The sequence below is a fragment of the Knoellia sp. p5-6-4 genome (genome assembly GCF_029222705.1).
GTDB lineage: Bacteria > Actinomycetota > Actinomycetes > Actinomycetales > Dermatophilaceae > Pedococcus_A.
Map to the genome: position 1 here is coordinate 275,142 of NZ_JARGZF010000001.1, position 23,491 is coordinate 298,632.

Below are 23,491 nucleotides of genomic sequence, written 5' to 3' on the forward strand. Positions count from 1 at the left end.
GATGAACCGCCGTCGTCGCCGGTCAGCAGCCTGCGTTGGGTTCAGGATAGGTCCCCCCGCTGAGTTCGGAAACCGGTATGCCCATCCTCGATCAGGCTCGCCGGACGCACGCTCCCGGCGCCGAATCGGGCGCTGGCGCGGTCGACCGCGCGGTCGGCCTCACGCCACCCGTGGTCGGGCTCGTCGAGCAGTCCCTGGATGGGCGCTCCGTCGGAGTCGACGAGCTGTTCGACCCGCACCCCGACCAGCCGGATGCGGGCCCGCTGGAGCCCGAGGGCGTCGTAGAGGGTGCGGGCGGTCTCGTAGATGTCACGGCTGACGTCGGTGGGGTCGCGCAGGGTCTTGGAGCGGGTGATGGTGGTGAAGTCCGAGAAGCGCACCTTGATCGAGATGGTGCGGCCCATGAGCCCGGCAGCGCGCACCCTGGCCGCGGTGCGGTCGCTCAGCTTGAGCAGCTGGCGGTGGATGTAGGCGGGGTCGTCGACGTCGTGGGCGAAGGTCTCGTCCGAACCGATGCTGCGCTCGCGGCGCACCGGTTCGACGCCGCGCGGGTCACGGCCCCAGGCGAGGTCGTGCAGGTGGGCGCCGGCCGCCTCTCCCATGGCGCGCTTCAGGGTGGCCACCGGGGTGTGGGCGATGTCGCCGACGGTGCGCAGCCCGAGCCGCAGCAGGGCCTCCTCCGTGCGGTCGCCCACCCCCCAGAGTGCGCCGACCGGCAGCTGCTGCACGAAGCTGACCACCTCGGCGCGCGGCACGACCACCATGCCGTCGGGCTTGGCCAGCCCCGAGGCGAGCTTGGCCACGAACTTGGTCGGGGCCACGCCGACGGAGCAGGTGATGCCCTGCTCGTCGGCGACGGTGTCGCGGATGAGCTGGCCGATGGTCGCCGGGGAGCCGAGCCGCCGCACCGCCCCCGCCACGTCGAGGAACGCCTCATCGAGCGACAACGGCTCCACCGCGGGGGTGACGGAGGCGAAGGTGGCCATGACCGCGTCGGAGATCCGGCTGTAGAGGCGGTGGTCCGGCGGCAGGACGGTGGCCTGTGGGCACAGCCGGCGGGCCCTGGCCATCGGCATGGCGGAGGTGACACCGAACCGCCGCGCCTCGTAGGTGGCCGAGAGCACGACCCCGCGGTTTCCGCCGCCCCCGATGATCACGGGGGTGCCCACGAGGTCGGGGTGGCTGAGCAGGGTCGCGGACGCGTAGAAGGCGTCCATGTCGACGTGCAGGACGGTGCAGCCGGTGTCGTCCGGCGGGGAATCGGAGGTGCGCTCGGGGAGCACGAACTGGCGGCGGCTCACCGCTGGCCTCCCCCGGCCGGGTGGCGGGAGGGGCTGGGGGCGCTGCCGCCGCGCAGGTCAGTCGCGGCTGGCGAGGACGTGCAGGGATGCACCGAGCTGTCCGAGGAAGCCGAAGTCGGGGTGCCGGCTGGCTTCCTGCTCGAGCCGGAGAAGGGCCAGGCGGTCGGCCTCGGAGTCGACCAGGGCCGACGGGACGAGGTCGCTGAACAGGCGCACCCCGTGGGAGTCGCGGACGGTGAACCCGGCGGCGGTGACCATGGCGGTGAGGGCCTGGGCGTCGAACCGTCGTGGCAGCGGGTCACCGGCACCCCACCGGCCGTCGGCGCTGGTGAGGGCGGTGTGGGCCTGAGAGAACTGCCCTGCCAGCACCCGGGCGAGCACCACCGCCAGGCGCTGGGCTGCGACCAGGCTGAGGTGGCCACCGGGGGCCAGGACGCCCGCGAGCGAGACCAGCGTGGCCTTCGGGTCGTCGACCACCTCGAGGGTGCCGTGGCAGCAGACGAGGTCGACCGGCTCGCCGCCGAGGAGCTCACCGAGGGTGTCGGCGTCGCCCTGCAGGGCGGTGATGCGCTCGGCGACACCGGCCTCGGCGCTGCGCCGGGACAGCGAGGCGAGGGCGTCGGGGCTGGGGTCGACCACGGTGACGTGGTGGCCGTGGTCGGCGAGCGGCACGGCCAGGCCACCGGTGCCCCCGCCGAGGTCGAGCACCCGCAGCGGCCGACCGAGCTCGGCCTCCTGGCGGGTGACGAGGTCGAGCACGGAGGACCAGACCGCCGAGGTGCGCAGCGAGGTCTCGACAGTGCCCCGGCGCCCGCGTCGGTGCTCCTCGGCCACGGCTGGCTCCTCTGCTGGTGGGATGGCTGATGTGACGGCTGCACGTCGTGCTCCACCCTAGTGCCCCGAGCTTCCCGGGCTGGAGTGCCACAGCTTGCGCGGCGGGCTGAGGTCCTCGGGCACCACCGCGCCCGTCGCCAGGCGGCGGCTGCCCTGCACATCGCTGCCGGCGGGCCTGGTGTCGGCGTACGGCGACTGGCGGAACCCCGAGGCGTGCACCAGCACCCGGCGGCCCCGCGGACGCCCCTGCTGCCCCTCGCTGCCGTCCTGCCCGGCCGCTGCGGCCTCGTGCGCCTGGAACTGCGCCCGGGCGGTCGCCTCGTCGTCGTCGATGGCCGTCAGGACGGCATCGAGCCCACCGACGGCCCAGGCGTCCCAGAGCCGGGACAGCTCCCAGGCTCCGGTCGCCCGGATGGACACACCCCGGGCGCCGGTGCGGCGCACCACGCCGCGGACCAGCAGCATCCACGAGTGGAACACCACCTCGGCGTAGGGGCCCTGGACGTCCTCGAAGAAGGTGGCGTCGACCGGCCCGGTGGAGTCGTCGAGGGTCAGGAAGACCACGCGGCGCCCGGAGCGCACCGGAGGCGTCTGGGTGGCCACCTTGACCCCGGCGACCCACACCGTGGAGCGACTGCGGGCACCCAGCAGGTCGCGGCTGCGGGTGACGCCGAGGGCACGGAGCATCGGCTCGTAGAACCCGACGATGTGGGCGCTGGCATCGAGGCCGAGGATGTCGAGCTCGGCCCGGACCCGCTCGGGGCCGGTCATCTCGGGCAGGCCGGTGCCGGCAGTCAGCTCGGGGCTGTCGCCGAGGTCGAGGGCGAGCTGGGTGGGCTGCTCCGCGGCCGCCGCGACCGGCAGTGCCGCCTGGGACTGCGCCGCCGCGCGACCGCGCACGTCGGCGCCACCCACGTCAAGGCTCGGTATGCCGTCCTGACCCGGCCCGTCGGCATACGTCGCCCCGCTCTTTCGTCCGTTCCGCGGGCTCACCCGGCGGCTCGAGCTCGCGACCGAGCGGGACCACCGGTCGAGCTCGGAGACGTGCAGCAGCAGGTCGCGCCGGGTCACCCGGCCGCGGCGGCCGAGGCCGCCGGTGCTGGAGGCCATGCCGTAGAGGGAGTCGAACCCGCCGGCGAGCACCAGCCGCTCGGCGACCGGGCGGGAGACCCGGGCCCGGTTCCAGAAGTCGGCGAGGCTGAAGTAGGGCTGGCCGGCGACGATGCGCGCGACCTCGGCCTCGCTGATGCCCTTGACGTCGGACAGCGACAGCCGGATGCCGTAGGCCCGCCCGTCCGGCAGGTCCGGGTGTGCCGGCGCCTCGCGCGAGCACTCCAGGTCTGGGGTCCCCGCGCTCAGCGCGGGGCGGATGCGCGGAGGCGGCTCCTCCCACGGGTCGACCTTCTCGACGCGGTACTCCCCCGTCGAGGCGTTGACGTCGAGGCCGAGCACCGCGATGCCGAGGCTGCGGGCGTCGTCGAGGATCAGGCGCTTGGGGTACATCCCCGGGTCATGGGTGAGCACCCCGGAGAGGAAGGCGGCCGGGTGGTGCGTCTTCAGCCACGCCGAGTGGTAGGTCGGCAGCGCGAAGGCGGCGGCGTGGGCCTTGCAGAACCCGAACGAGGCGAAGGACTTGAGCACCTCCCAGATGCGGTCGACGTCAGCCGGGGCGTAGCCGCGGGCCGTGGCGGCGGGGCGCCACCATGACTCGACCTCCTGCTGGCCCCTCGGGCTGCCCATGGCACGGCGCACCTCGTCGGCCTGGGCCAGCGAGACGCCGGTCGTCTCGGCGACGATCTTGAGCACCTGCTCGTGGAAGACGACGACGCCGGCGGTCTCCTCCAGCGCGGGCACCAGCGTGGGGTGGAGGTACTCGACGGGCTTCCACCCGTGGCGGGCCTCGAGGAACGGCGTGATCATGTCGGACTTGACCGGGCCTGGCCGGAACAGCGAGATGTCGATGACGAGGTCCTCGAAGCGCTCCGGCCCGAACTTGCCGATGAGCTCGCGCTGGCCGGGGCTCTCGATCTGGAAGCAGCCGAGGGTGTGGGCGGTGCGGACCAGGCGGAAGGTCGCCTCGTCGTCGAGGGGCACCTGGGCCTGGTCGTCGAGGTCGACCTCGACCCCGTCGACCCGGGCCACCTCCTGCACGGCGTGGGCCATCGCCGACTGCATCCGGATGCCGAGGACGTCGAGCTTGAGCAGGCCGAGGGTCTCGACGTCGTCCTTGTCGAACTGGCTCATGGGAAAGCCCAGCCAGCTGGCCTCGACGGGGGTGCGGTCGAGCAGGCCGCTGTTGGACAGCACCACCCCGCACGGGTGCAGCGCGATGTGCCGGGGCAGGCCGTCGAGCCGCTCGACGAGGTCGAAGAGCAGGCGCAGCCGCGGGGAGCCCAGCCCCCGGCTGCGCAGCTCGGGCAGCTCGGCGATGGCGCTGCGGGCGTCACGGGCGCGGATGTGCGGGAAGGCCTTGGCGATCTCGTCGACCTCCTGCGGCGGCAGGCCGAGGGCCGCACCGACGTCGCGCACCGCGTGGCGCACCTTGTAGGTGTCCATCATCGACACGCAGGTGACCCGGTCGCCGCCGAACCGCTCGAGGATGCGCTCGTAGACCTCGGTGCGCCGGGCCGACTCGACGTCGATGTCGATGTCGGGCAGCTCCGCCCGCAGCGGAGAGCAGAACCGCTCCATCAGCAGGTCGTAGCGGATGGGGTCGACCCCGCTGATGCCGAGCAGGTAGTTGACCAGCGACCCGGCGCCCGAGCCGCGCGCCGCCACCCGCACACCCATCTCCTTGATGAGGTCGACCACGGCGGCGACGGTGAGGAAGTAGGTGGGGTAGCCGAGCTCGGCGACCACCTTCAGCTCGTCGGTCAACCGGCTCTCGATGGCGTGCCGGTCGCGCTCCCCCACGTCCGGGTAGCGGGTGGACACGGCGGCCCGGCAGCGCTCCTCGAGCACCGACTGGGGGTTGGTGCCCGGCTCGATGGCCAGGGCGGACGGCTCGGGCAGGTGGACGGCGCCGATGCCGAGGTCGCGGCGGGCGTCCTGGGCGCACTCCAGCGCGAGCGCCAGGGTGCGTGCGACGAGCGCGTCGGCCCGGGCGGTGTCGCCGGAGGTCACCTGCCGGGCGACGGCGTGCATGGCAGGGGTGCTGGCCAGGTGGGCGGCGTCGGTGACGCGGTCGAGGTGGCGGGTCTCGAGGAGGACGAGCCGCCGGGCCGCGTCGAGCACGTCGACCACGGCGCTCTCCCCCGGGTCGACGTGCCGGACCGCCGCGGTCAGCACCGCGGGCACGCCGCTCTCATCGGCCAGCCCCAGCAGGCGGGCGGCGTGCCCGCGCGAGGCGGGCGTGCCCTCGGGACCGCCGTGGCAGACCACCTCGATCGCCAGCGCGTCGGCCGGCAGGAGCCGCTGCCAGACGGCCAGCAGTGCCCGGGCCCGGTCGGGGCGCCGGGCGAGCAGCGCCCGACCGACGTCGGAGTCCGGCCCGAGCAGCACCACCAGCGGGCTGGGCTCGTCTCCGTGCACCACGCTCACGCTGCGCGCGGCGATGGTGCCCGGGGTCGTGACCGGCTGGCCGCGCTCGCCGCGCAGGTGGGTGTCCGTGACCAGCCGGCACAGGGAGGCCCAGCCCACGCCGGCGGGCACCCCGGCGCCGCGTCCTCGGGCGAGCACCGTGACCCGCGGGTGGCGCGGGTCACGGACGGCGCCGCCGCGCACCGGGGTGCGCTGCTTCACCTGCTCACCGGCGCGTTCCGTGCCGTCGCCGAGGGGCTGCGGCTCGGGCTCGACGGCGAGGTCGACACCGAGGACCGGCGCGATGCCGGCGGCCGTGGCTGACTGGACGAACCGGACCGCTCCGTAGAGGCCGTCGCGGTCGGTCAGGCCCAGAACGGGCTGGCCGTGATGGGCTGCGCGCTCCACCAGCGCCGCCGGGGTGGATGTACCGTAGCGCATCGAGAACCCTGAGGCGACGTGCAGGTGGGCGAAGTCACCGTTCACGCCCACGCCGTCGGGACGAGCACGTCGTGGTGCACCGGGCTCACGGGCAGGCCGAGGTTGCGGCAGACCAGTCCGATGAAGGTCTCGGCCTGCCGGAGCAGGTCGTCGGCCTCCCGGGCGCTGACCGCGAGCCGCGCAGGACGCTCGGGGTGTTCGGGCCGCTCGGGCCGCTCGGGTCGCTCGGGCCGCTCGGGCCGCTCGGGTCGTGCGGTGGCGACCGCGAAGAACTCGGCCCACTCGGTCAGCTCAGGCGCTGCCGCGGGCACCAGCTCCCAGAGGCTCTGCGGCCCGCCCGGACGGGACCCCCTGGCCCGGGCTGACACCAGCGCCGCCGCAGCCCGCATGGCCCCCAGCCGGGACTGGCGGTAGCGCTCGGTGACGTCACGGGTGTGGCAGGCCTGCAGCAGGTCGGCCCGGGCGCGCTCGACCAGCTCGAGCGTGGTGGCGGCCGTTGCCCGGGGCGGGGGCGTGGCAGGTGACGGGGGCGTGGCCGGCGACGGGGACCGGGCGGACAGGCTCATCGTGGTCACCGCCCTCTCAGTCCGCGACCCGCAGGAGGCGCCACTGCTGCGAGCAGGCACCGGACCCGGGGTCGATGCCGAGGTCGTAGACCCCGGTGCCGGCCATCCGGCCCGCGCTCGCCTCGACGCGCCACACCTGCCGCTCCCGGGCGTCCCCGAGGACGTCGGCGCCGACGTGAGGGCCGGGGGTGCCGGTGTCAGGGCCGGAGCCGACCGTCGCGACCGCAGCGGGGACGCGTCGCTCGTCGAGCGCGTCGCGCCACCACGGACGGCGCTCCTTCCAGTGGTCGAGCACCTGGCGGACGACGTAGAGCCGCCCACGCCAGACGAAGGCGTCGGGAACCGCCCCGGATCCGGTGGCACCACCCGGAACGGCCTGCTCGGTCGTGGCCCGGACCTCGATGGGCTCTTCGTATCGGCGCACCACGGCAGACTCCTTCCAGGGTTCAGGGGATGTGGGGCCCTGGCCCTGCGAGGGCGGGGTCGAGGCGCCTGTCGCAGGGCCAGAGCCGTACCGGCCCGGTGTCAGACCCGAGGCGGACGATGGGAGTCCGGGAGAGGACACCACTGCCGCGGGGGCGTACGCCGGATCCGGCATGTTCGAACAAGTGTTCGAATAAAACGAATGTACACCCTTCCTCCGACAGCGCGTCAAGAGCAGCGCCGGGGCCGGTGATCACCACTACGCTCACGCCATGACTGAGGGGAGGGTTACGCCGCAGGAGAGCTCGAAGGAGAGCCCGCTGGAGCACCCTGCCGTCCAAAGGGTGCTCGCGGCCTTGGCAGTCCACCAGGTCCATCCACAGGTGGTCGTCCTCCCCGACGCGGTGCGCACCGCCACAACCGCTGCCGCGGCCCTCGGCGTCACCCCCGCGGAGATCGCGAACTCACTCGTGTTCCGTGCCCACGACCCAGACGGTTCCATCACCCCCCTGCTCGTGCTCACCTCCGGCGCCCACCGTGTCGATGTGGCAAAGGTCGCCGACCTCACCGGCATCACCTACATCGACCGCGCCGACGCCGAATTCGTCCGCAACGCCACCGGCTTCTCGATCGGCGGCGTGGCGCCGGTGGGGCACCCAGTCACAGTGCGCACCCTGGTCGACGTCTCGCTCAGCCGTCACCGCCATGTTTGGGCGGCCGCTGGCCACACGCACACCGTCTTTCGCACCACCTACGAGGAGTTGCTGCGCGTCACCGGCGGCCATGCCATCGAGGTGGCCTGACTTCCCTGATCAGACTGCGCTGCCGCTCACGCGCGAGGACCAGACGACGCAGGCCTCCGGTCGGACAGTGGTTCGCGCGGGCTGTCGATGAGCTTGACCACCCGAGCCGGTACGCCAGCCACGACTGCGTTGGCGGGAACGTCCTTGTTGACCAGCGCTCCTGCTGCCACGATCGCCCCCCTTCCAACGGTGACTCCACCGAGGATGGTCGCACCGGCACCGATCCAGCACCCGTCCTCGATCCGGATCTCAGGCCACCTGTTCCGTCCGGCACGACGTTCCGGGCCGCCGATGTCGTGGGTGTCGGTGATCAGGCGGACGAAGGGACCGAGGAAGACCCGGTTGCCGATCGTGGTCCCACGACGTGCGTAGAGGTCGCGGTTGATGAAGCAGTCGTCACCGATCGTCAGTGGACCGTTCATCTCGGCGTTGCGGTACAGCCGAACCGAGTTCCCGATGCGGATCTCGCGACCTTCGGACGCGTACATTGCCACGTTGCCCTGGATGGAGCAGCCCGTCCCGACGATGACATTCGGGTTGTCCTGCCAGCGAGGCTTCACCAGGGGCTGCACCTGCTTCTTCAGGGCCAGCAGCTCCCTCTCCAGTCGCGCCACTTTGCTGCGCCTCGCATACCGCCGGTCGAGCTGCGCACTGGCCACCTTCTTGACGAGCCTCTTCACGGCGCGCACCCTACTCGCCGCCTGGTGTCTGCACCCAAACCGTCCACACAGACTGCGTGGTCGGGGCAGCCGCCCCGACCACGCGACAAACGGCTCTTCTCAGGCGGGTCAGAACCCCTGGTGGATGCAGAGGACGTTGCCGTCCGGGTCGAGGAACCAGGCAGCCTTGTCGCCGTCCATCTCGGCGATGTGGTTGACCGTCTTCAGGCCCGGCAGGTCGTAGTCCTCGAAGGTCACGCCTCGGGCCTCCAGCTCGGCCATCTCCTTCTCGACGTCGCCGACCTCCCAGCTCACGGCTGTGCTCTTCGACTGGCTTCCGGCCTCACGGGGAAGCAGCACGAGCGAGTCGCCGTGGGCGAGGCCGAACCGCAGCTCCCCCATGCTGTTCGCCCCCTCGAAGGGCAGGCCGAGCCGGTCTGCGTAGAACTCCTTTGCGCGATCGGTGTCCGTGACAGGGAGCATCGTCGCGATCGTGCTCGTGGTGAGGGACATGGGTGAGCACCTCCTTCGACGTCTTCCAGCGTGCGCCTGTCCCGCCACGCGGCACCATCCACCACAGTGACTAGCCCCCGCGGCAGAATGGGGCGCATGACGACGCCCCGACCGGTCGAGTGCTGGCTCACGGACATGGACGGCGTGCTCGTCCACGAGGAGCGCGCCATCCCCGGCGCGAGCGACTTCATCGCGGCGCTGGTCACCTCAGGGCGCCGCTTCCTGGTGCTGACCAACAACTCCATCTTCACCCCGCGCGACCTGCGGGCCCGGCTGCGCGCCGGCGGGATCGACGTGCCCGAGGAGTCGATCTGGACCTCCGCGCTCGCCACCGCCCAGTTCCTCGACGACCAGCGCCCCGGGGGCTCGGCCTACGTCGTCGGCGAGGCGGGTCTGACCACCGCGCTGCACGACATCGGCTACACGATGACCGAGCGCGACCCCGACTACGTGGTGCTCGGCGAGACGCGCACCTACTCGTTCGAGGCCATCACCAAGGCCATCAGGCTCATCGAGAACGGCGCGCGGTTCATCGCCACCAACCCCGATCCCTCGGGGCCGTCACCGGCGGGCACCCTGCCGGCCACCGGGTCGGTCGCCGCGCTCATCACCACCGCCACCGGGTCGCAGCCCTACTTCATCGGCAAGCCGAACCCGCTGATGATGCGCAGCGCCCTCAACCGCCTCGACGCCCACTCCGAGTCGACCGTGATGATCGGCGACCGCATGGACACCGACATCATCAGCGGCCTCGAGGCCGGCCTGCGCACCGTGCTGGTGCTCACCGGCTCGACCCGGCCCGACCAGGTGCACCGCTTCCCCTACCAGCCGACCCGGGTGCTCGAGTCGATCGCCGACGTGGTCCCGCTCGTGGAGCAGCTCCAGCCCGTGCCCTGAGCCGTATGCCGCGTGCGCGCCTTCAGCACGCGGGCGCCCTCGGCGACGTCAGCCGGTGGTCTCGACGCCTGCCACCGGGAGGCTGAGGTTGCCATAGACCTCGAGGGTGGCGGTGGACCGGTTCATGGTGATGAAGTGCAGGCCGGGCGCCCCCTCGGCCAACATCCGCCCCGCGAGCTCGGTGGCGATCTGCACGCCGACCTCGCGGATCGCCGCCGGGTCGTCGGCCACCGCCTCGAGCCGTGCGACTACGGCGGGCGGCAGCGGGGTGCCCATCAGCTCGGACATGCGCGCGATCTGCTTGAAGCTCGTCACCGGCATCAGGCCCGGCGTGATCGGCAGGTCGCAGCGGGCGGCGACCGCGTCGCGCAGCCGCAGGTAGGAGTCGGCGTCGAAGACCATCTGGGTCACCGCGAAGGAGGCCCCGGCAGCACGCTTGCGCACCAGCACCTCGACGTCGTGGGCGAGGTCGGGCGACTCCGGGTGCACGTCGGGGAACGCGGCGACGCCGACGGTGAAGTCGCCGAGCCCGCGCACCAGGGCGACGAGGTCCTCGGCGTGGTCCAGACCCTCCGGGTGCGCCACCCACCTTCCCCGCACGTTGCCGGGCGGGTCGCCGCGCAGCGCCAGGATGTTGCGGACGCCCGCGGCGGCATACTGCCCGACCACCTGGCGCAGCTGGGCGACCGAGGCGTTGACGCAGGTCAGGTGCGCCAGCGGGGTGAGCGTCGTCTCGCGGGCGATCCGATCGGTGACCCGCACCGTGCGGTCCTGGGTCGTGCCGCCCGCGCCGTAGGTCACCGAGACGAAGTCGGGCCGCACACGCTCGAGGCGACGGATGGCCTCCCACAGCACGGCCTCGGCCGCGTCGTCCTTGGGCGGGAAGAACTCGAAGCTGATCGACGGCCCCCGCGCGGCGAGCATGCGCGGGATCGACCGGGTGATGTTCTCCGGTCGACGCAGCCGGGAGGGCTGTCCGAGTGCCATGCGGCGAGAGTAGTTCAGCAGCCCTCACGTTAGGCTCGGGGCTACACATCCTGAGACCGCCGGCCGCAGCGACGACAGACGTGGCAGGCCCACCGCCGCCTAGGAGGCGCAGTGCGCAACCCGCTCGATGCCGCCGACCTGCGCTCCCGCGTGCAGGAGTGCGTCGACGCCGAGCTGGCCACGCAGGCAGCGGTCCTGGCCGAGGTCGGGCCCGACACCCAGGACCTGCTCGCAGCGGTGCGCTCCCTCCTCGCCGGCGGCAAGCGCCTGCGGGCGGCCTTCCTCTACTGGGGCTACCGCGCCGCCGGGCAGCCCGACTCCCCCGCCCTGGTCCGCCTCGCGACCGCGATGGAGTTCTTCCAGGCCGCCGCGCTCATCCACGACGACGTCATGGACGACAGCGACACCCGACGCGGCCTGCCCGCCGCCCACCGCGCGCTGGCCGCGCGGCACAGCGACGAGCACTGGTCCGGCGACGCCGACCGGTTCGGGGTGGCGGGCGCCATCCTGGCCGGGAACCTCTGCCTGAACTGGACCGAGGAGCTGTTCGCCACCTCCGGCCTGCCTGCCGAGCACCTGGCCCGGGGCCGGTCCGTCTTCGACCGCATGCGCACCCAGCTCATGGGCGGGCAGTTCCTCGACGTCGTCGAGTCGGTCCGCTCGTGGGAGGGCCTGAGCACGGCCGAGCGCATCGAGCGGGCGAGCCGCGTGATCCGCTACAAGAGCGCGAAGTACACGATCGAGCACCCGCTGCTCATCGGCGCCACCGCGGGCGGCGCCGGCGAGGCCGACCTCGCGGCGCTGTCGCGCTACGGCCTCGACCTCGGCCACGCCTTCCAGCTGCGCGACGACCTGCTCGGCGTCTTCGGCGACCCGGCCGCCACGGGCAAGCCCGCCGGCGACGACCTGCGCGAGGGCAAGCGCACCGTGCTCATCGCCCACACCCTCGAGGGGGCCGACGCACACGGCCGCGCGGTAGTCGAGGCGGGGCTCGGCCGACCCGACCTCGACGCCGCAGGGGTGGAGGCGATGCGCAGGGTCATCGTCGACTCCGGGGCCGTCGACGCCGTGGAGGCGGAGATCGCCGGGCTCGCCGACGCGGCCCGGCTCGCACTGAAGTCCACCTCCGGCCTCGCCGACGAGCCCCTCGACGTGCTCGACGCCCTCATCGACTTCTCCACGGCCCGCTCGGCCTGAGACCACCCCCGCTCGCCCCGCGCAGGGGGACGGCGCACAGGTGCGCGGCGGTCGGTGTGCCGGCCGGCCGGCACACCGGGCCCTCACCTCAGATGGCGGTCTCCATCGCGCGCCGACGCACCTCGGTCTTGAACCCGGAGGCCAGCGCGTCGATCGGGGCGCCCTCGACCGGCAGGGTCGCGTCCGGGGTGAAGAGCCAGCGCAGGATCTCGTCGTCGTGCATGCCGCCGTCCCCGAGCACGGTGAACGTGCCCTTCAGGTGCGGCAGGGCCCTCTCGTCGAGGAACCTCGCGGGCACGTGCACGATGCGGCGCTCACCGAGCCGGGCCGCGAGCAGCTCACGGTCATCGATCATCCGCCGCACCGTCGCCAGCGGGACGCCGAGGCGCTCGGCCACGTCGGGGACCGTCAGCCACTCGCCGACCAGCTCCTCGAGCGGGGTCTCGGTGGGCTCATCGGGGGTCATCGGCGCCTTCTCGCTCACGCGCACAGCCTGCCAGCCATCGGTGGCAAATCAAATTACATCGATGTAAGTCGATATGACTTGTGGCCATCTGGTGTACCTTCACACCAGTCCCACTGATCACATTGACCACATTCGACCACAGCCGACTACCTGAGCCTCACCAGCCCGCCGGGACACGACCGTCCCGCGGGGGGCGCGCTGAAAGGACTCCCTCATGCCTCCGGTCTTCGCCCACCTGCCGGCCACGCCGCCGGCGGCGCTGCCCCAGACGGCGATCGTCCAGAAGAGCAAGCCTGCGCCGCACGGCTGGACGACCCACGTGGTCCGCAGCGGTGACACCGTGGCCGAGATCGCGTTGCGCTACCGCACGTCGAACGCCGTGATCATCCAGAAGAACCGTCTGCGCGGCGGCGGCCACATGCTGCGCGTCGGGCAGCGACTCGCCGTGCCCCGCACCGCGCAGATGGCCGCCCAGGCCGCTGCCCGGGCCAAGGCCGCGCGGGTCGCGGCGGCGAAGCGGCGTGCCGCGGAGATCCGGCGCACCACCTACACCGTGCGCTCGGGCGACACCCTGAGCGGTATCGCGGCCAAGCGCGGCGTCTCCCTGGCCTCGCTGCTCAAGCGCAACCGGCTCAAGGCCACCTCGACCATCTACGCCGGGCAGAGGCTGCGGATCCCCGGCGGCTCGTCGGGCGCCGCCAACTCGACAGCGCCCCGCCGCCCGGCCTCCGCCTACGCCACCACCACCTACCGGGTGCGCTCGGGCGACACACTCGGCGCCATCGCGCAGCGCGCCAGGATGCCGCTGGGCACCCTGCTCAAGCTCAACCGCCTTTCCATGCGCAGCGTCATCCACCCCGGCCAGGTGATCCGGGTCAAGGCCTCGAGGGCGGCAGCCGCCAGGGCCGCGGCCGCGGGCCGGACGCGCTACACGGTGCGCTCGGGAGACACCCTCAGCGGCATCGCGGTGCGGCTCGGCACCACCCAGGCGGCCCTGGTCAAGGCCAACCGCCTGCGCAACCCCAACAGCCTCCAGGCTGGTCAGCGCCTGTGGGTGCCGGCCAGGGCGGCGAAGAAGACGGCTGCGTTCAGCAGCAACACCTTCGAGGGGCGGACCTACCCCAACGCGGTGGTGCGGGCCGCGGCCCGCAACCGCGCCCACCTCGACCGGGTCTCGGTGCCCAGCCGGGCCCAGACGCGCCAGATGATCATCAACACCGCACGCCGCCACGGCGTCGACCCCCGGCTTGCCCTCGCCGTCAGCTGGCAGGAGTCCGGCTGGAACCAGCGGCAGGTCTCGGTGGCCAACGCCATCGGCGCCATGCAGGTGATCCCCTCTTCGGGAGAGTGGGCCTCGCAGATGGTCGGCCGACGCCTCAACCTGCTCAGGACCCAGGACAACATCACCGCCGGTGTGGTGATCCTGCGCTCGCTCACCCGTTCGGCCAAGAACCTCGACCAGGCGATCGCCGGCTACTACCAGGGCCTGTACTCGGTGCAGAAGAACGGCATGTACGCCGACACCAAGCGCTACGTCGCCGCGATCAAGGCCCACCGGGCCCGGATGTGAGCAACCCCACGGCCGTCCTCGGGTAACAATCGCGCTGCAGAACCCCCGGCACGCGGCTCTCCCACGGGGCTGATGTCGGGGATCGACCCGATCTCTACGTAGACTCTCCGGGTGTCTTCTGGTGTGACCGAGTCCCTCGTCGGGCGTGTGCTCGACGGGCGATACCGCGTCCTGTCGCACATCGCCGACGGTGGCATGGCGACGGTGTACCTCGCCCTCGACACCCGCCTCGACCGCGAGGTGGCCCTGAAGGTCATGCGTCCCGGGCTCGCCGCCGACGAGACCTTCGTCAGCAGGTTCCGCCGTGAGGCCCGCTCGGCCGCCCGCCTGTCCCACCCCAACGTCGTCGCCGTCTTCGACCAGGGCGAGGACGAGGGCAGCATGTTCCTGGCCATGGAGTACGTCCCCGGCCAGACCCTGCGCGAGGTCATGCAGGCCGAGGGCCCCCTGACCCCGCGGGCCGCCCTCGACTTCCTGGACCCGATGCTGCAGGCCCTCGCCTCGGCGCACCGGGCCGGCATCATCCACCGCGACGTCAAGCCCGAGAACGTCATCCTGCGCGAGGACGGCACCGTCAAGGTGGCCGACTTCGGGCTCGCCCGTGCGGTGACCACCCAGACGACCGCGGCCCAGACCGGGATGCTGCTCGGCACCGTGGCCTACCTCTCCCCCGAGCAGGTCGAGCGCGGCATCGCCGACGCCCGCAGCGACGTGTATGCCGCCGGGCTCATCCTGTTCGAGATGCTCACCGGCACGAAGGCGTTCACCGGCGACACCCCCATCCACGTCGCCTACCAGCACGTGCACGGCTCCGTGCCCTCGCCGTCGTCGCGGGTGCCGGACGTGCCCGCCGAGCTGGACGCCCTCGTGGCCCTCGCCACCTCGCGCGACCCCGACCAGCGGCCGGCCGACGCCGACGCCTTCCTCGCCGAGGTGCGCAGGATCCGTGGGGCGCTCAGCCCGACCGAGCTCGACCACCGGCCCGAGGGGCCTGCCGCGGTGGCAGCCGGCGCCAACACGGTGCCCGTCGCCCGCACCACCGCGCTCCCGCTCGGTGCCGTCGGCGCCCGCCCGGCAGGAGCTGACGCCGCACCCACCGCGGTGGTCGCCCGGGGCGAGGACACGAAGGCCTCCACCCGGGACGGTGCAGCGGGCAAGGGCCCCTGGCGCTGGGCGCTGGCCGCCCTGCTGCTGCTCGCCGCCGTCTCCGCCGGCCTCTGGTACTTCACGATGGGACCGGGCTCGCCCACCGTCGTGCCCGTCGTGGCGGGCAAGACCTACGAGCAGGCGCAACGCGAGCTGACTGCGGCGCACCTGAACGCCGAGCGGGTCGACGCCTTCGACGAGAAGGTGGCCAAGGGCCGGGTGATCTCCGGCAACCCCGGCCCGGGCGCCGAGGTCGGCCGCAGCACCACCGTCACGCTCACGGTGTCCAAGGGACCGGAGCGGTACACCGTGCCCGAGCTCGTGGGCAGCACCCAGACCGAGGCCAAGGCCCGGCTGGCGGAGAACCGGCTCGCGCTCGGCGCCACCAGCGAGGCCTTCGACGAGAAGGTCCCCGCCGGCCAGATCATCTCCACGGCGCCGAAGGCCGGCACGGCGCTCAAGCGCGGCGCTGCCGTCAGCATCGTGGTGAGCAAGGGACGCCAGCCCATCGAGGTGCAGGACTTCACCGGCAAGCCGGCCGACCAGGCGGTGGCCACCCTGACCGACGCCGGCCTGCAGGTCGACGCCACGAAGCAGGAGTTCAGCACCGACGTGCCCAAGGGCAGCGTCATCTCGCAGTCGCCGGCCAGCGGCACCCTCTTCCGCGGCGGCACGGTGGTGCTCGTGGTGTCCAAGGGTCCCGAGATGGTCAAGGTCCCGAACGTGCAGGGCAAGCAGCTCGGCGAAGCGCGCACGATCCTCGAGGGCGCCGGGTTCCAGGTGAAGGTCGAGAGCTTCATGGGCGGCATCTTCGGCACCGTCCGCAGCCAGAGCCCGGCTGCCGACGCCGAGGCGCCGAAGGGCAGCGTCGTGACCCTCGTGGTCGTCTGACCGGCCCGTCCCGGCGCCACTCCACCCCATGACCGTCGCCGCGCCCACGCGCTTCTCCCTCGGCGCCGCCCGGCTCGCCACTCTGCTGCTCATCAGCGTGACGGCGGTCTGGGGGTCGACCTTCTTCCTCATCCGCGACCTCGTGGCCCACGTGCCCTCGGCGGACTTCCTCGCCGTGCGGTTCGCCATCGCGGCCGTCGTGATGTTCGCGGTGTTCCGGCGCCAGACCCTGGCCCTCTCGCGCGCCGACGTCCTGACCGGACTCGCTCTCGGCGGGCTCTACGGCGCGGCCCAGCTGCTGCAGACCACCGGGCTCGAGCACACCGACGCCTCGGTCTCGGGGTTCGTCACCGGCACCTACGTGGTGCTGACCCCCGTCTTCGGCGCCCTCCTGCTGCGCGACCGCATCACCGGGTCGACCTGGGTCGCCGTGGGGCTGGCCACGACCGGGCTCGCGGTCCTCTCGCTGCGCGGCCTGTCGATCGGCTACGGCGAGGCCCTGACGCTGGGCTCGGCGGCGCTGTACGCGCTGCACATCATCGGCCTCGGCCGGTTCAGCCGGTCCCACACCGCGACCGGGCTGGCCACCGTGCAGGCCTTCGTCATCGCCGTCCTCTGCTTCGGGGCGGCCGCCGTGAGCGGGGAGAGCGGGGTCGTCCTGCCTGACGGTGCCGGCCAGTGGACGTCGCTGCTCTACATGGCGCTCATCGCCGGCGCGGGCGCCCTGTGGGCCCAGACCTGGGCCCAGTCGCTCCTGCCGGCCACCCGGGCCGCGATCGTCATGACCCTGGAGCCGGTGTTCGCCGCGTTCTTCGCGGTGCTGGCCGGCGGCGAGCGCCTGACCGCCCGGATGCTCGGCGGTGGCGCGCTGGTGCTGACCGCCATGTACGTCGTCGAGCTGCTCGGCCGCCGCAAGCCGGAGGTCACCGCCGAGGAGGACCCGCCGGCCGAGCTGCTGCACCACGAGGTGTAGCCAGCCCGCCGCTGCCCCTCAGAGGCCGAGCCGTTCACCGAGCAGCCGGACGACCGGCCAGGCGCCCTCGGTCCAGTTCGAGATGACGGTGTAGGTGATGGACGACGAGGGCTGGTGCAGGCTGGTGAACGACACGCCCGCGTCGTACCCCTCCAGCCAGACTGCGTCGCCCGTCGCGTGCAGGTCGAACCCGAGACCGCAGCGCCTGGACTCCTGCGGCCAGTCGCTGTGCGGTCGCACCATCTCGGCGACTGTCTCGGGCGAGACGATCCGTCCGGCGAAGAGGGAGTCCCAGAAGGTGCTGAAGTCGGCAGCGGTCGAGTAGATGCCCCCGTCGCCGTTGCCGACCACGGGCAGGTGGAACACGTTCGTTCTCGGGCCGTCGACCGAGAGGTAGCCCAGGGCAGCGCGTCCCGGGAGCTCGTCGGAGCGAAGGAACGTGGTGTCGACCATGCCCGCGGGCTCGCAGACGAGCGTGCGAACCAGCTCGTGGAAGCCCACACCGCTCGCCCGTTCGGCCAACAGCGCCAGCACGACGTAGCCGCCGTTGTTGTACGCGAAGCGCTCGCCGGCGGGGAACACGGTCTCGTGCCCGTCCAGCACCGGCAGGAACTGCTCGGTCGTCACGAGCTCGTGCGGCGGCACCGGCAGCACATAGTCGGCGATGTCGTCGACAGCGTCCTCGTCGAAGTAGTCGCCGATCCCGGACCGATGGGCCAGCAGGTGCTCGACCGTCACGTCGTCGGCGATGAGGGGCAGGTCCTCGCCGAGCAGCGCACGGGCGGTCGTGCCGAGCTCGAGGGTCCCCCGCTCGACCAGGCTCATCACTGCCAGCGCCGTCAGGCCCTTGGTGCCACTCGCGGTCGCGAACAGGGTCTCGACCGTGTTCGGGAGCCCGTGCGCCCGGTCGGCCAAGCCGTAGGCCGCGGCGAACTCGGTCTCGCCCGAGCGGTCGAGGCGGACCACGCCGGAGAACCCGGTGCGCTCCGCCACGTCGTCCACGGCTTCCCGGGGTGGCTGCATCGCACTGAGCCTAACGAGGAGCCGGTCCGCGGAGCGCCGCCTCGAGAAGACCCGCCCGTCGGCGCGTCGGCGACCGGGACTACTGCGGGCCCTTCGCCAGCAGCGGCACCAGTTCGGAGATGGCCAGGTCGGTGCCGTCATCGTCGACGTCGAGGTGCCAGACCAGGCGCACCGCGGTGCCGGACACGGCGTACAGGCGCACGCCCCGCTCAGCGGCGGCGGTGACGAACTCGCCCGGCGCCCAACCGGCGGCGGAGACGTCGAGCACGACGATGTTGGTCTCGACCCGGGCGGGGTCGATGCTGGCGGGCACCGCCTCCGCCGCGGCCTGCGCGAATCGCCGCGCCCGGGCGTGGTCGTCGGCCAGGCGCTCGACGTGGTGGTCGAGCGCCCAGAGGCCACCGGCAGCGAGGATGCCGACCTGGCGCATCCCGCCGCCGAACCGCTTGCGCCAGATGCGCGCCTGCGCCATCTGCTCGGCCGAGCCGACGAGCACCGAGCCGACCGGTGCCCCGAGCCCCTTGCTGAGGCAGACGCTGACGGAGTCGAAGAGCCGGCCGTAGTCGGCGAGGGCGATACCGGTCGCGACGTGGGCGTTCCAGAGGCGGGCGCCGTCGAGGTGCATCGCCACGCCGCGCTCACGCGTCCCGGCCCGCAGCGCCTCGACCTGGTCGAGCGGCTGGATGGTGCCGCCACCGAAGTTGTGGGTGTTCTCGACGACCACGAGCCGGGTGTTGACCTGGTAGGCGCCCCCGTCGGGGATCATCAGCGCGAGCGGCTGCGCGGCATCGAGGAGACCGTGGGGCGCGACCCACGACCGCGAGCTGATGCCCGACAGCACGGCGGCGGCGCCCATCTCGGCGCGCAGCACGTGGGCGAGGGAGTCGGCGATGAGCTCCTCCCCCGGCTTGACGTGCAGCCGGATGCCGAGCTGGTTGGCCATCGACCCGGTGGGGGTGAACAGCCCGGCCTCGTGCCCGAGCAGTTCGGCGACCCGCTGCTCGAGCTCGCGGACCGTCGGGTCCTCACCGAAGACGTCGTCGCCGACGGCGGCCGCCGCCATGGCGGCGCGCATGCCCTCGGTCGGGCGGGTCAGGGTGTCGGAGAGCAGGTCGACGGCGGGCGTGCGGATGGTGTCCCCCAGGGGAGTCGGTGGTGTGACCGGTCAGTCGCGCGAGATCATCTCGGCGACGAGGAACGCCAGCTCCAGGCTCTGCTGGTGGTTCAGGCGCGGGTCGCAGACGCTCTCGTAGCGCAGGTTGAGGTCCTCGTCGAGGATGCGCTCGGACCCGCCGATGCACTCGGTGACGTCGTTGCCCGTGAGCTCGACGTGGATGCCGCCGGGCACCGTCCCCAGGCCCTGGTGCACCTCGAAGAAGCCACGGACCTCCTCGACGACGTCCTCGAAGTCGCGTGTCTTGTAGCCCGACGCCGACTCGAAGGTGTTGCCGTGCATGGGGTCGCAGATCCAGGTCACGAGCGCGCCGGACGCCGTGACCTTCTCCACCAGGTGCGGCAGGGCGTCGCGTACGGTCTGGGCACCCATCCGGGTGATGAACGTCAGCCGGCCCGGCTCGCGCTCGGGGTCGACCCTGTCGATCAGCCGCAGGACGTCGTCGGGGTGGGCCTTGTTCGACAGCTTGACGCCGATCGGGTTGCGCACCTTGGAGACGAAGTCGACGTGCGCGCCGTCGAGGTCGCGGGTGCGCTCACCGACCCAGATGAAGTGCCCGGAAGTGTCGTAGAGGTCTCCGGTGCGGCTGTCGACCCGGGTCAGCGGCCGCTCGTAGTCGAGCAGCAGGGCCTCGTGCGCCGAGAAGAACTCGGTGGTCTTCATGGCCTCGAAGTCGGCGCCGCAGGCCTGCATGAACTTCATGGCCTTGTCGATGTCGCGCGCCAGCCGCTCGTAGCGGGAGTTGGCGGCGTTGGCGACGAAGCCCCGGTTCCAGTCGTGCACGTGCCGCAGGTCGGCGAAGCCGCCCATGGTGAAGGCCCGCACGAGGTTCAGCGTCGCGCTGCTCGCGTGGTAGGCGCGGACGAGCCGCTGCGGGTCGGGCGTGCGCGCGGCCTCGGTGAACTCGAAGTCGTTGACCATGTCGCCGCGGTAGGCGGGCAGGGTCACGCCCTCGCGGGTCTCGTCGTTGCTCGAGCGCGGCTTGGCGTACTGCCCGGCCATCCGGCCGACCTTGACCACCGGCACGGACGCGCCGTAGGTGAGGACCGCCGCCATCTGCAGGATCGTCTTGACCCGGTCGCGGATGTTGTCGGCCGTGGCGCTGGCGAACGTCTCGGCGCAGTCGCCACCCTGCAGCACGAACGCCTCACCGCGCGCGGCGGCGGCCATGCGGGTGCGCAGCACGTCACACTCGCCGGCGAACACCAGCGGCGGATAGGTCGCCAGCGTCGCGATCGCGTCGGCGAGCTGCTCGGCGTCCGGCCAGACCGGCTGCTGCGCAGCGGGGAGGTCGGCGCCGGCCGCAAGGCTGGCGAGGGCGTCGGAGGCGTGGGTGGTGCTCACCCGTCAAGGATAGGTCGCGCTGCCCCGGGGCCCGTGACGGGCCCGTATGCCGGGATCGGGCCCCCGTGTGCGGGGGCCTTCGCCCCTTGTGAGTTCGCTGGTGCTCACGGTGCTCTACGTCGGCACGAACGTCTCGGACCAGATCGGCGCCCCGGGCGCCCTGCGCTTCGTCTCGCCGTTCCACTGCGTCAACGCCTCCCGCGCCCTGGTGCCCGAACTGGAGGCAGACCCTCTCGCACTCGTGACGCTCGCCGCGGCATCCCTCGCGCTCCTGGCCCTGGCCGCCTGGGCGTTCGAGCGCCGGGACTACGGCGCCGCGCTCTGGCACCGCCGGCCGGTGGCCGTGGCGACGACCCCGCCGCGGGTGCAGCGCCGTGCGCTGCACCCGCGCTGGAGCGCCGCCCCGCTGCGGGAGCGTGTCGGGCCTGTGGTGTGGGGGCAGGCTCTCGGTCTTCGGCGTCACTCCGCGCCGGCTGCGTCGTTGTCCCGGTCGTGAACAGCTCTGGGTCGCCCGTCGCGGCGACGTCGTCTCCCCGTCTCGCCGCCCGCGGCCCGTCCCGACTCGCGGCGGTCGCCGTGGCGCTCCTGTCGGGGTTCGTCGCCTTCGCCGCGCTCGGCCTCGCGGGCTGGGGCTTCGAGACGGACCCCGTGCGGCAGCTGGTGCGGGACGCGCCGCAGCTGGTGGTGTGCGGCGTCGCCGGGGCGGTGTGCGGGGCGTCGCTGGCCTGGGCGCTGCCCCGGCATCGTCGCGTCGTCGTCGTGCTCGGCGCAGTCCTCGGCACGATGCCCGCGGTGATCATGGCGACGGCATACTTCACCCACCGCTACTGAAACCACCGCCACCGAGGCTGCGACGACCTACAGCTCTGGCGTCTCGAGGCCGCGGGCGATCGCGAACCGGACGAGCTCGACCCGGTTGTGCAGCTGCAGCTTGCCGAGGGTGTTCTGCACGTGGTTCTGCACCGTGCGGTGGGAGATGAACAGCTCGGACGCGATCTCCTTGTACGACATGCCGGTCGCCACGAGCTTGAGCACCTCGGTCTCACGCGCGGTCAGCTCGGGGATCGGGCGCCCCGGGTCGACCTGCGGCTCGTTCGACATCCGGTGGAACTCCCCCAGGACGAGCCCTGCCAGCCCGGGGGTGAAGACCGCCTCACCACGCGCCGTGGCCCGCACCGCGTCGATGATCTCCGCGCTGGACGCCGACTTCACGAGGTAGCCGGTCGCCCCGGCCTTGACCGCGTCGAGGACGTCCTGGTGCTCGCCGCTGGCCGACAGGATCAGCACCCGGGTCTCGAGCCCACCGACGGCCCGGCACACCTCATGACCGGCCAGGCCGGGGAGGTTGAGGTCGAGCACCAGCACGTCCGGTCGCGTGGCCTTCGTCCGGTTCACCGCGCTCGGCCCGTCACTGGCCGTCGCGAGCACGCTCAGGCCCGCCTCGCTGAGGTCGCGCGCGACGGCGTCGCGCCACAACGGGTGGTCGTCGGCCACCACGACCGTGACCGGCGACCCGGCCCCACCGACCACCTCGGCCGACTCGTCCTGCTCCGCGTCCCTCATGCCTGGTCTCCCCCGCTCACCGTGTGCGGAGCCCGCTTGGGCGCCCGCATCCGCACCGTCACTCCCGACCCCTCGCGGCCGGACCACTGCGCGTCGCCACCAAGATCCCGCAGCCGGCCGCGGATGCTCGACGCCACGCCGAGACGGCCGGCCGCGGCGGCCTCGGCGAGCCGGCCCGACGGCATACCGGCGCCGTTGTCGCGCACCGTGATCGACACGTCCGCGCCCTCGTCCTCGACGAGCACCCAGGCCTGGGCGCCGTCGCCCGCGTGCTCGCGCACGTTGTCGAGCGCGGCGCCGACCGCCGCCTCGAGCTCGGCAGCCGCCGCCTCCGGCAGCAGCACCGGCTCGGCCGGGGCGACCAGGTGCACCCGCTCACCGCCGTACCGCGCCAGCATCGCCCGCAGGTCGACGTCCCCACCCGGTGGGGGCAGCTCCTCCGCGTCGGTCGCCGTCACCAGGGCCCGCAGACGGCGCTCCTGCTCGGCCGCCATCGCGCCCAGCTCGGCCGCCTCCCCGCCGAGCTGGCCGCCGCGACGGTTGACGAACGCCAGCGTCTGCAGCACGCCGTCGTGCACCGTGCGGGCCAGCCGCTCGCGCTCGCGCACGCGGGCCTCGAGCAGCAGCGCCGCGCGCAGCTTCGCGTGGCCCTCGCGGGCAAGGTCGACGGCATACCCGATCAGGGTGCCGATCAACAGCAGGAGGACGACGTTGTTGACGGTGTGGAAGGTGGGGTCCTGCACCTCGAGCAGGTCGACGACCCCGATGAACAGGGCGGCGAGGAACCCTCCCCGGCGGCCGAGGAGCACGGCGGCCGACACCACGGCCGCCGCCGGCCAGAACGTCGGGACGGTCGGGGCCCCCGAGTGGATGACGGCCTCACTGTCCACGAGGCGGGTGGCCAGGATGGCGCCGGCCGCGATCCCGAGCTCGGCGAGCACCAGGGTGAGCGTGCGGCGACGGTGCACCACGAGAAAGGCGGTCCAGGCACCGAGCACCGCCAACACGGCCCAGGCCACCGCGGGACGCACCATCTGCTCGTGGCGGTCCCACGCGGCATACACGGCGTAGGCGAGCGCCAGCGGGCGCAGGACGTCGATGCCCTTCCAGAAGGCCTCGACCACGCCGGGCTCGGAGCCCTCCGGCGGCACCGCCCGGGCGCGCCCGGCCGCCGCCGGCTCCCCCTGGGCGGTCACCGCGG

At 72.9% G+C, this 23,491-nt stretch carries 22 protein-coding genes; 8 read left to right on the forward strand and 14 right to left on the reverse strand.

What is annotated here, in order from left to right:
• Nucleotides 1-41: 41 nt before the first annotated feature.
• The 5 genes from dinB to P2F65_RS01350 are packed head-to-tail and all read right to left on the reverse strand — an operon-like array spanning nt 42 to nt 7,088.
• Entirely contained in the window at nt 42-1,301 is a 1,260-nt protein-coding gene (gene dinB / locus P2F65_RS01330; RefSeq protein WP_275803390.1) for a DNA polymerase IV, read from the reverse strand.
• 57 nt (nt 1,302-1,358) lie between these two features.
• Entirely contained in the window at nt 1,359-2,135 is a 777-nt protein-coding gene (locus P2F65_RS01335; protein WP_275803392.1) for a methyltransferase domain-containing protein, read from the reverse strand.
• Nucleotides 2,136-2,192: 57 nt separating this feature from the next.
• Nucleotides 2,193-6,140 (reverse strand): DNA polymerase III subunit alpha, encoded by a 3,948-nt coding sequence (gene dnaE, locus P2F65_RS01340; protein ID WP_275803394.1) that lies wholly within the window; start codon nt 6,138-6,140, stop codon nt 2,193-2,195.
• Nucleotides 6,137-6,661, reverse strand: a complete 525-nt coding sequence (locus P2F65_RS01345) for an SAV_6107 family HEPN domain-containing protein (RefSeq protein WP_275807196.1) — start codon at nt 6,659-6,661, stop codon at nt 6,137-6,139. The genes dnaE and P2F65_RS01345 overlap by 4 nt, the downstream gene beginning before the upstream one ends.
• A 16-nt stretch (nt 6,662-6,677) precedes the next feature.
• On the reverse strand, nt 6,678-7,088 hold the full coding sequence (locus tag P2F65_RS01350; protein ID WP_275803396.1) for a DUF6504 family protein: 411 nt from the start codon (nt 7,086-7,088) through the stop codon (nt 6,678-6,680).
• 268 nt (nt 7,089-7,356) lie between these two features.
• Between P2F65_RS01350 and P2F65_RS01355 the strand changes: the two genes are divergently transcribed.
• Nucleotides 7,357-7,887 carry a YbaK/EbsC family protein gene (locus tag P2F65_RS01355; protein ID WP_275803398.1) on the forward strand — a complete coding sequence of 177 codons (531 nt, stop codon included), beginning with the start codon at nt 7,357-7,359 and terminating at the stop codon, nt 7,885-7,887.
• Between the two features lie 26 nt (nt 7,888-7,913).
• On the opposite strand, the gene P2F65_RS01360 is transcribed toward P2F65_RS01355, so the two are convergent.
• Both P2F65_RS01360 and P2F65_RS01365 read right to left on the reverse strand, forming a co-directional pair.
• Nucleotides 7,914-8,567 (reverse strand): acyltransferase, encoded by a 654-nt coding sequence (locus tag P2F65_RS01360; RefSeq protein WP_275803399.1) that lies wholly within the window; start codon nt 8,565-8,567, stop codon nt 7,914-7,916.
• A gap of 108 nt (nt 8,568-8,675) precedes the next feature.
• A complete protein-coding gene (locus P2F65_RS01365; RefSeq protein WP_275803401.1) occupies nt 8,676-9,059 on the reverse strand; it encodes a VOC family protein in 384 nt (127 codons plus the stop codon).
• Nucleotides 9,060-9,155: 96 nt separating this feature from the next.
• Between P2F65_RS01365 and P2F65_RS01370 the strand changes: the two genes are divergently transcribed.
• Entirely contained in the window at nt 9,156-9,956 is an 801-nt protein-coding gene (locus tag P2F65_RS01370; RefSeq protein ID WP_275803402.1) for an HAD-IIA family hydrolase, read from the forward strand.
• Nucleotides 9,957-10,004: 48 nt separating this feature from the next.
• Here the strand turns inward: P2F65_RS01370 and metF are convergent, their stop codons facing one another.
• Nucleotides 10,005-10,943, reverse strand: coding sequence for a methylenetetrahydrofolate reductase [NAD(P)H] (metF, locus tag P2F65_RS01375; RefSeq protein WP_275803404.1), 939 nt, complete (start codon nt 10,941-10,943; stop codon nt 10,005-10,007).
• A gap of 111 nt (nt 10,944-11,054) precedes the next feature.
• Here metF and P2F65_RS01380 point away from each other — a divergent pair, with 111 nt between their 5' ends.
• Nucleotides 11,055-12,140, forward strand: a complete 1,086-nt coding sequence (locus tag P2F65_RS01380; RefSeq protein WP_275803406.1) for a polyprenyl synthetase family protein — start codon at nt 11,055-11,057, stop codon at nt 12,138-12,140.
• A gap of 88 nt (nt 12,141-12,228) precedes the next feature.
• Here the strand turns inward: P2F65_RS01380 and P2F65_RS01385 are convergent, their stop codons facing one another.
• Nucleotides 12,229-12,606, reverse strand: coding sequence for an Rv2175c family DNA-binding protein (locus P2F65_RS01385; protein ID WP_275807198.1), 378 nt, complete (start codon nt 12,604-12,606; stop codon nt 12,229-12,231).
• A gap of 214 nt (nt 12,607-12,820) precedes the next feature.
• On the opposite strand from P2F65_RS01385, the gene P2F65_RS01390 reads away from it, so the two are divergent.
• The 3 genes from P2F65_RS01390 (at nt 12,821) to P2F65_RS01400 (ending at nt 17,186) form a co-directional block, all read left to right on the forward strand.
• A complete protein-coding gene (locus P2F65_RS01390) occupies nt 12,821-14,176 on the forward strand; it encodes a LysM peptidoglycan-binding domain-containing protein (RefSeq protein ID WP_275803408.1) in 1,356 nt (451 codons plus the stop codon).
• A 111-nt stretch (nt 14,177-14,287) separates the two neighbouring features.
• A complete protein-coding gene (gene pknB, locus P2F65_RS01395) occupies nt 14,288-16,213 on the forward strand; it encodes a Stk1 family PASTA domain-containing Ser/Thr kinase (RefSeq protein WP_275803411.1) in 1,926 nt (641 codons plus the stop codon).
• A gap of 28 nt (nt 16,214-16,241) precedes the next feature.
• Nucleotides 16,242-17,186: a DMT family transporter gene (locus tag P2F65_RS01400; RefSeq protein ID WP_275803413.1), complete on the forward strand. Its 945-nt coding sequence runs from the start codon at nt 16,242-16,244 to the stop codon at nt 17,184-17,186.
• A gap of 18 nt (nt 17,187-17,204) precedes the next feature.
• Here the strand turns inward: P2F65_RS01400 and P2F65_RS01405 are convergent, their stop codons facing one another.
• The 3 genes from P2F65_RS01405 to P2F65_RS01415 form a co-directional block, all read right to left on the reverse strand.
• Nucleotides 17,205-18,209 (reverse strand): serine hydrolase domain-containing protein, encoded by a 1,005-nt coding sequence (locus P2F65_RS01405; RefSeq protein WP_275803415.1) that lies wholly within the window; start codon nt 18,207-18,209, stop codon nt 17,205-17,207.
• Between the two features lie 79 nt (nt 18,210-18,288).
• On the reverse strand, nt 18,289-19,353 hold the full coding sequence (locus tag P2F65_RS01410; protein ID WP_345803688.1) for a GntG family PLP-dependent aldolase: 1,065 nt from the start codon (nt 19,351-19,353) through the stop codon (nt 18,289-18,291).
• 21 nt (nt 19,354-19,374) lie between these two features.
• Nucleotides 19,375-20,727: a 3-deoxy-7-phosphoheptulonate synthase class II gene (locus P2F65_RS01415; RefSeq protein ID WP_275803417.1), complete on the reverse strand. Its 1,353-nt coding sequence runs from the start codon at nt 20,725-20,727 to the stop codon at nt 19,375-19,377.
• 100 nt (nt 20,728-20,827) lie between these two features.
• Here P2F65_RS01415 and P2F65_RS01420 point away from each other — a divergent pair, with 100 nt between their 5' ends.
• Together P2F65_RS01420 and P2F65_RS01425 are read left to right on the forward strand one after the other, a co-directional pair.
• Nucleotides 20,828-21,223: a hypothetical protein gene (locus P2F65_RS01420; RefSeq protein ID WP_275803419.1), complete on the forward strand. Its 396-nt coding sequence runs from the start codon at nt 20,828-20,830 to the stop codon at nt 21,221-21,223.
• Complete coding sequence (locus P2F65_RS01425; protein ID WP_275803421.1) at nt 21,220-21,558, forward strand: hypothetical protein; 339 nt, start codon at nt 21,220-21,222, stop codon at nt 21,556-21,558. The genes P2F65_RS01420 and P2F65_RS01425 overlap by 4 nt, the downstream gene beginning before the upstream one ends.
• 27 nt (nt 21,559-21,585) lie before the next feature.
• Here P2F65_RS01425 and P2F65_RS01430 read toward each other — a convergent pair whose 3' ends face one another.
• A complete protein-coding gene (locus P2F65_RS01430; protein WP_275803423.1) occupies nt 21,586-22,290 on the reverse strand; it encodes a response regulator transcription factor in 705 nt (234 codons plus the stop codon).
• Entirely contained in the window at nt 22,287-23,486 is a 1,200-nt protein-coding gene (locus tag P2F65_RS01435; protein WP_275803424.1) for a DUF5931 domain-containing protein, read from the reverse strand. The genes P2F65_RS01430 and P2F65_RS01435 overlap by 4 nt, the downstream gene beginning before the upstream one ends.
• Between the last annotated feature and the right edge of the window lie 5 nt (nt 23,487-23,491).

Bases quoted from the DNA above. Each gene is read 5' to 3' on its own strand.
- P2F65_RS01345 (WP_275807196.1), bottom strand. From the start codon at position 6,661: ATGAGCCTGTCCGCCCGGTCCCCGTCGCCGGCCACGCCCCCGTCACCT.
- P2F65_RS01355 (WP_275803398.1), top strand. From the start codon at position 7,357: ATGACTGAGGGGAGGGTTACGCCGCAGGAGAGCTCGAAGGAGAGCCCG.
- P2F65_RS01365 (WP_275803401.1), bottom strand. From the start codon at position 9,059: ATGTCCCTCACCACGAGCACGATCGCGACGATGCTCCCTGTCACGGAC.
- P2F65_RS01370 (WP_275803402.1), top strand. From the start codon at position 9,156: ATGACGACGCCCCGACCGGTCGAGTGCTGGCTCACGGACATGGACGGC.
- metF (WP_275803404.1), bottom strand. From the start codon at position 10,943: ATGGCACTCGGACAGCCCTCCCGGCTGCGTCGACCGGAGAACATCACC.
- P2F65_RS01385 (WP_275807198.1), bottom strand. From the start codon at position 12,606: ATGACCCCCGATGAGCCCACCGAGACCCCGCTCGAGGAGCTGGTCGGC.
- P2F65_RS01390 (WP_275803408.1), top strand. From the start codon at position 12,821: ATGCCTCCGGTCTTCGCCCACCTGCCGGCCACGCCGCCGGCGGCGCTG.
- P2F65_RS01400 (WP_275803413.1), top strand. From the start codon at position 16,242: ATGACCGTCGCCGCGCCCACGCGCTTCTCCCTCGGCGCCGCCCGGCTC.
- P2F65_RS01405 (WP_275803415.1), bottom strand. From the start codon at position 18,209: ATGCAGCCACCCCGGGAAGCCGTGGACGACGTGGCGGAGCGCACCGGG.
- P2F65_RS01430 (WP_275803423.1), bottom strand. From the start codon at position 22,290: ATGAGGGACGCGGAGCAGGACGAGTCGGCCGAGGTGGTCGGTGGGGCC.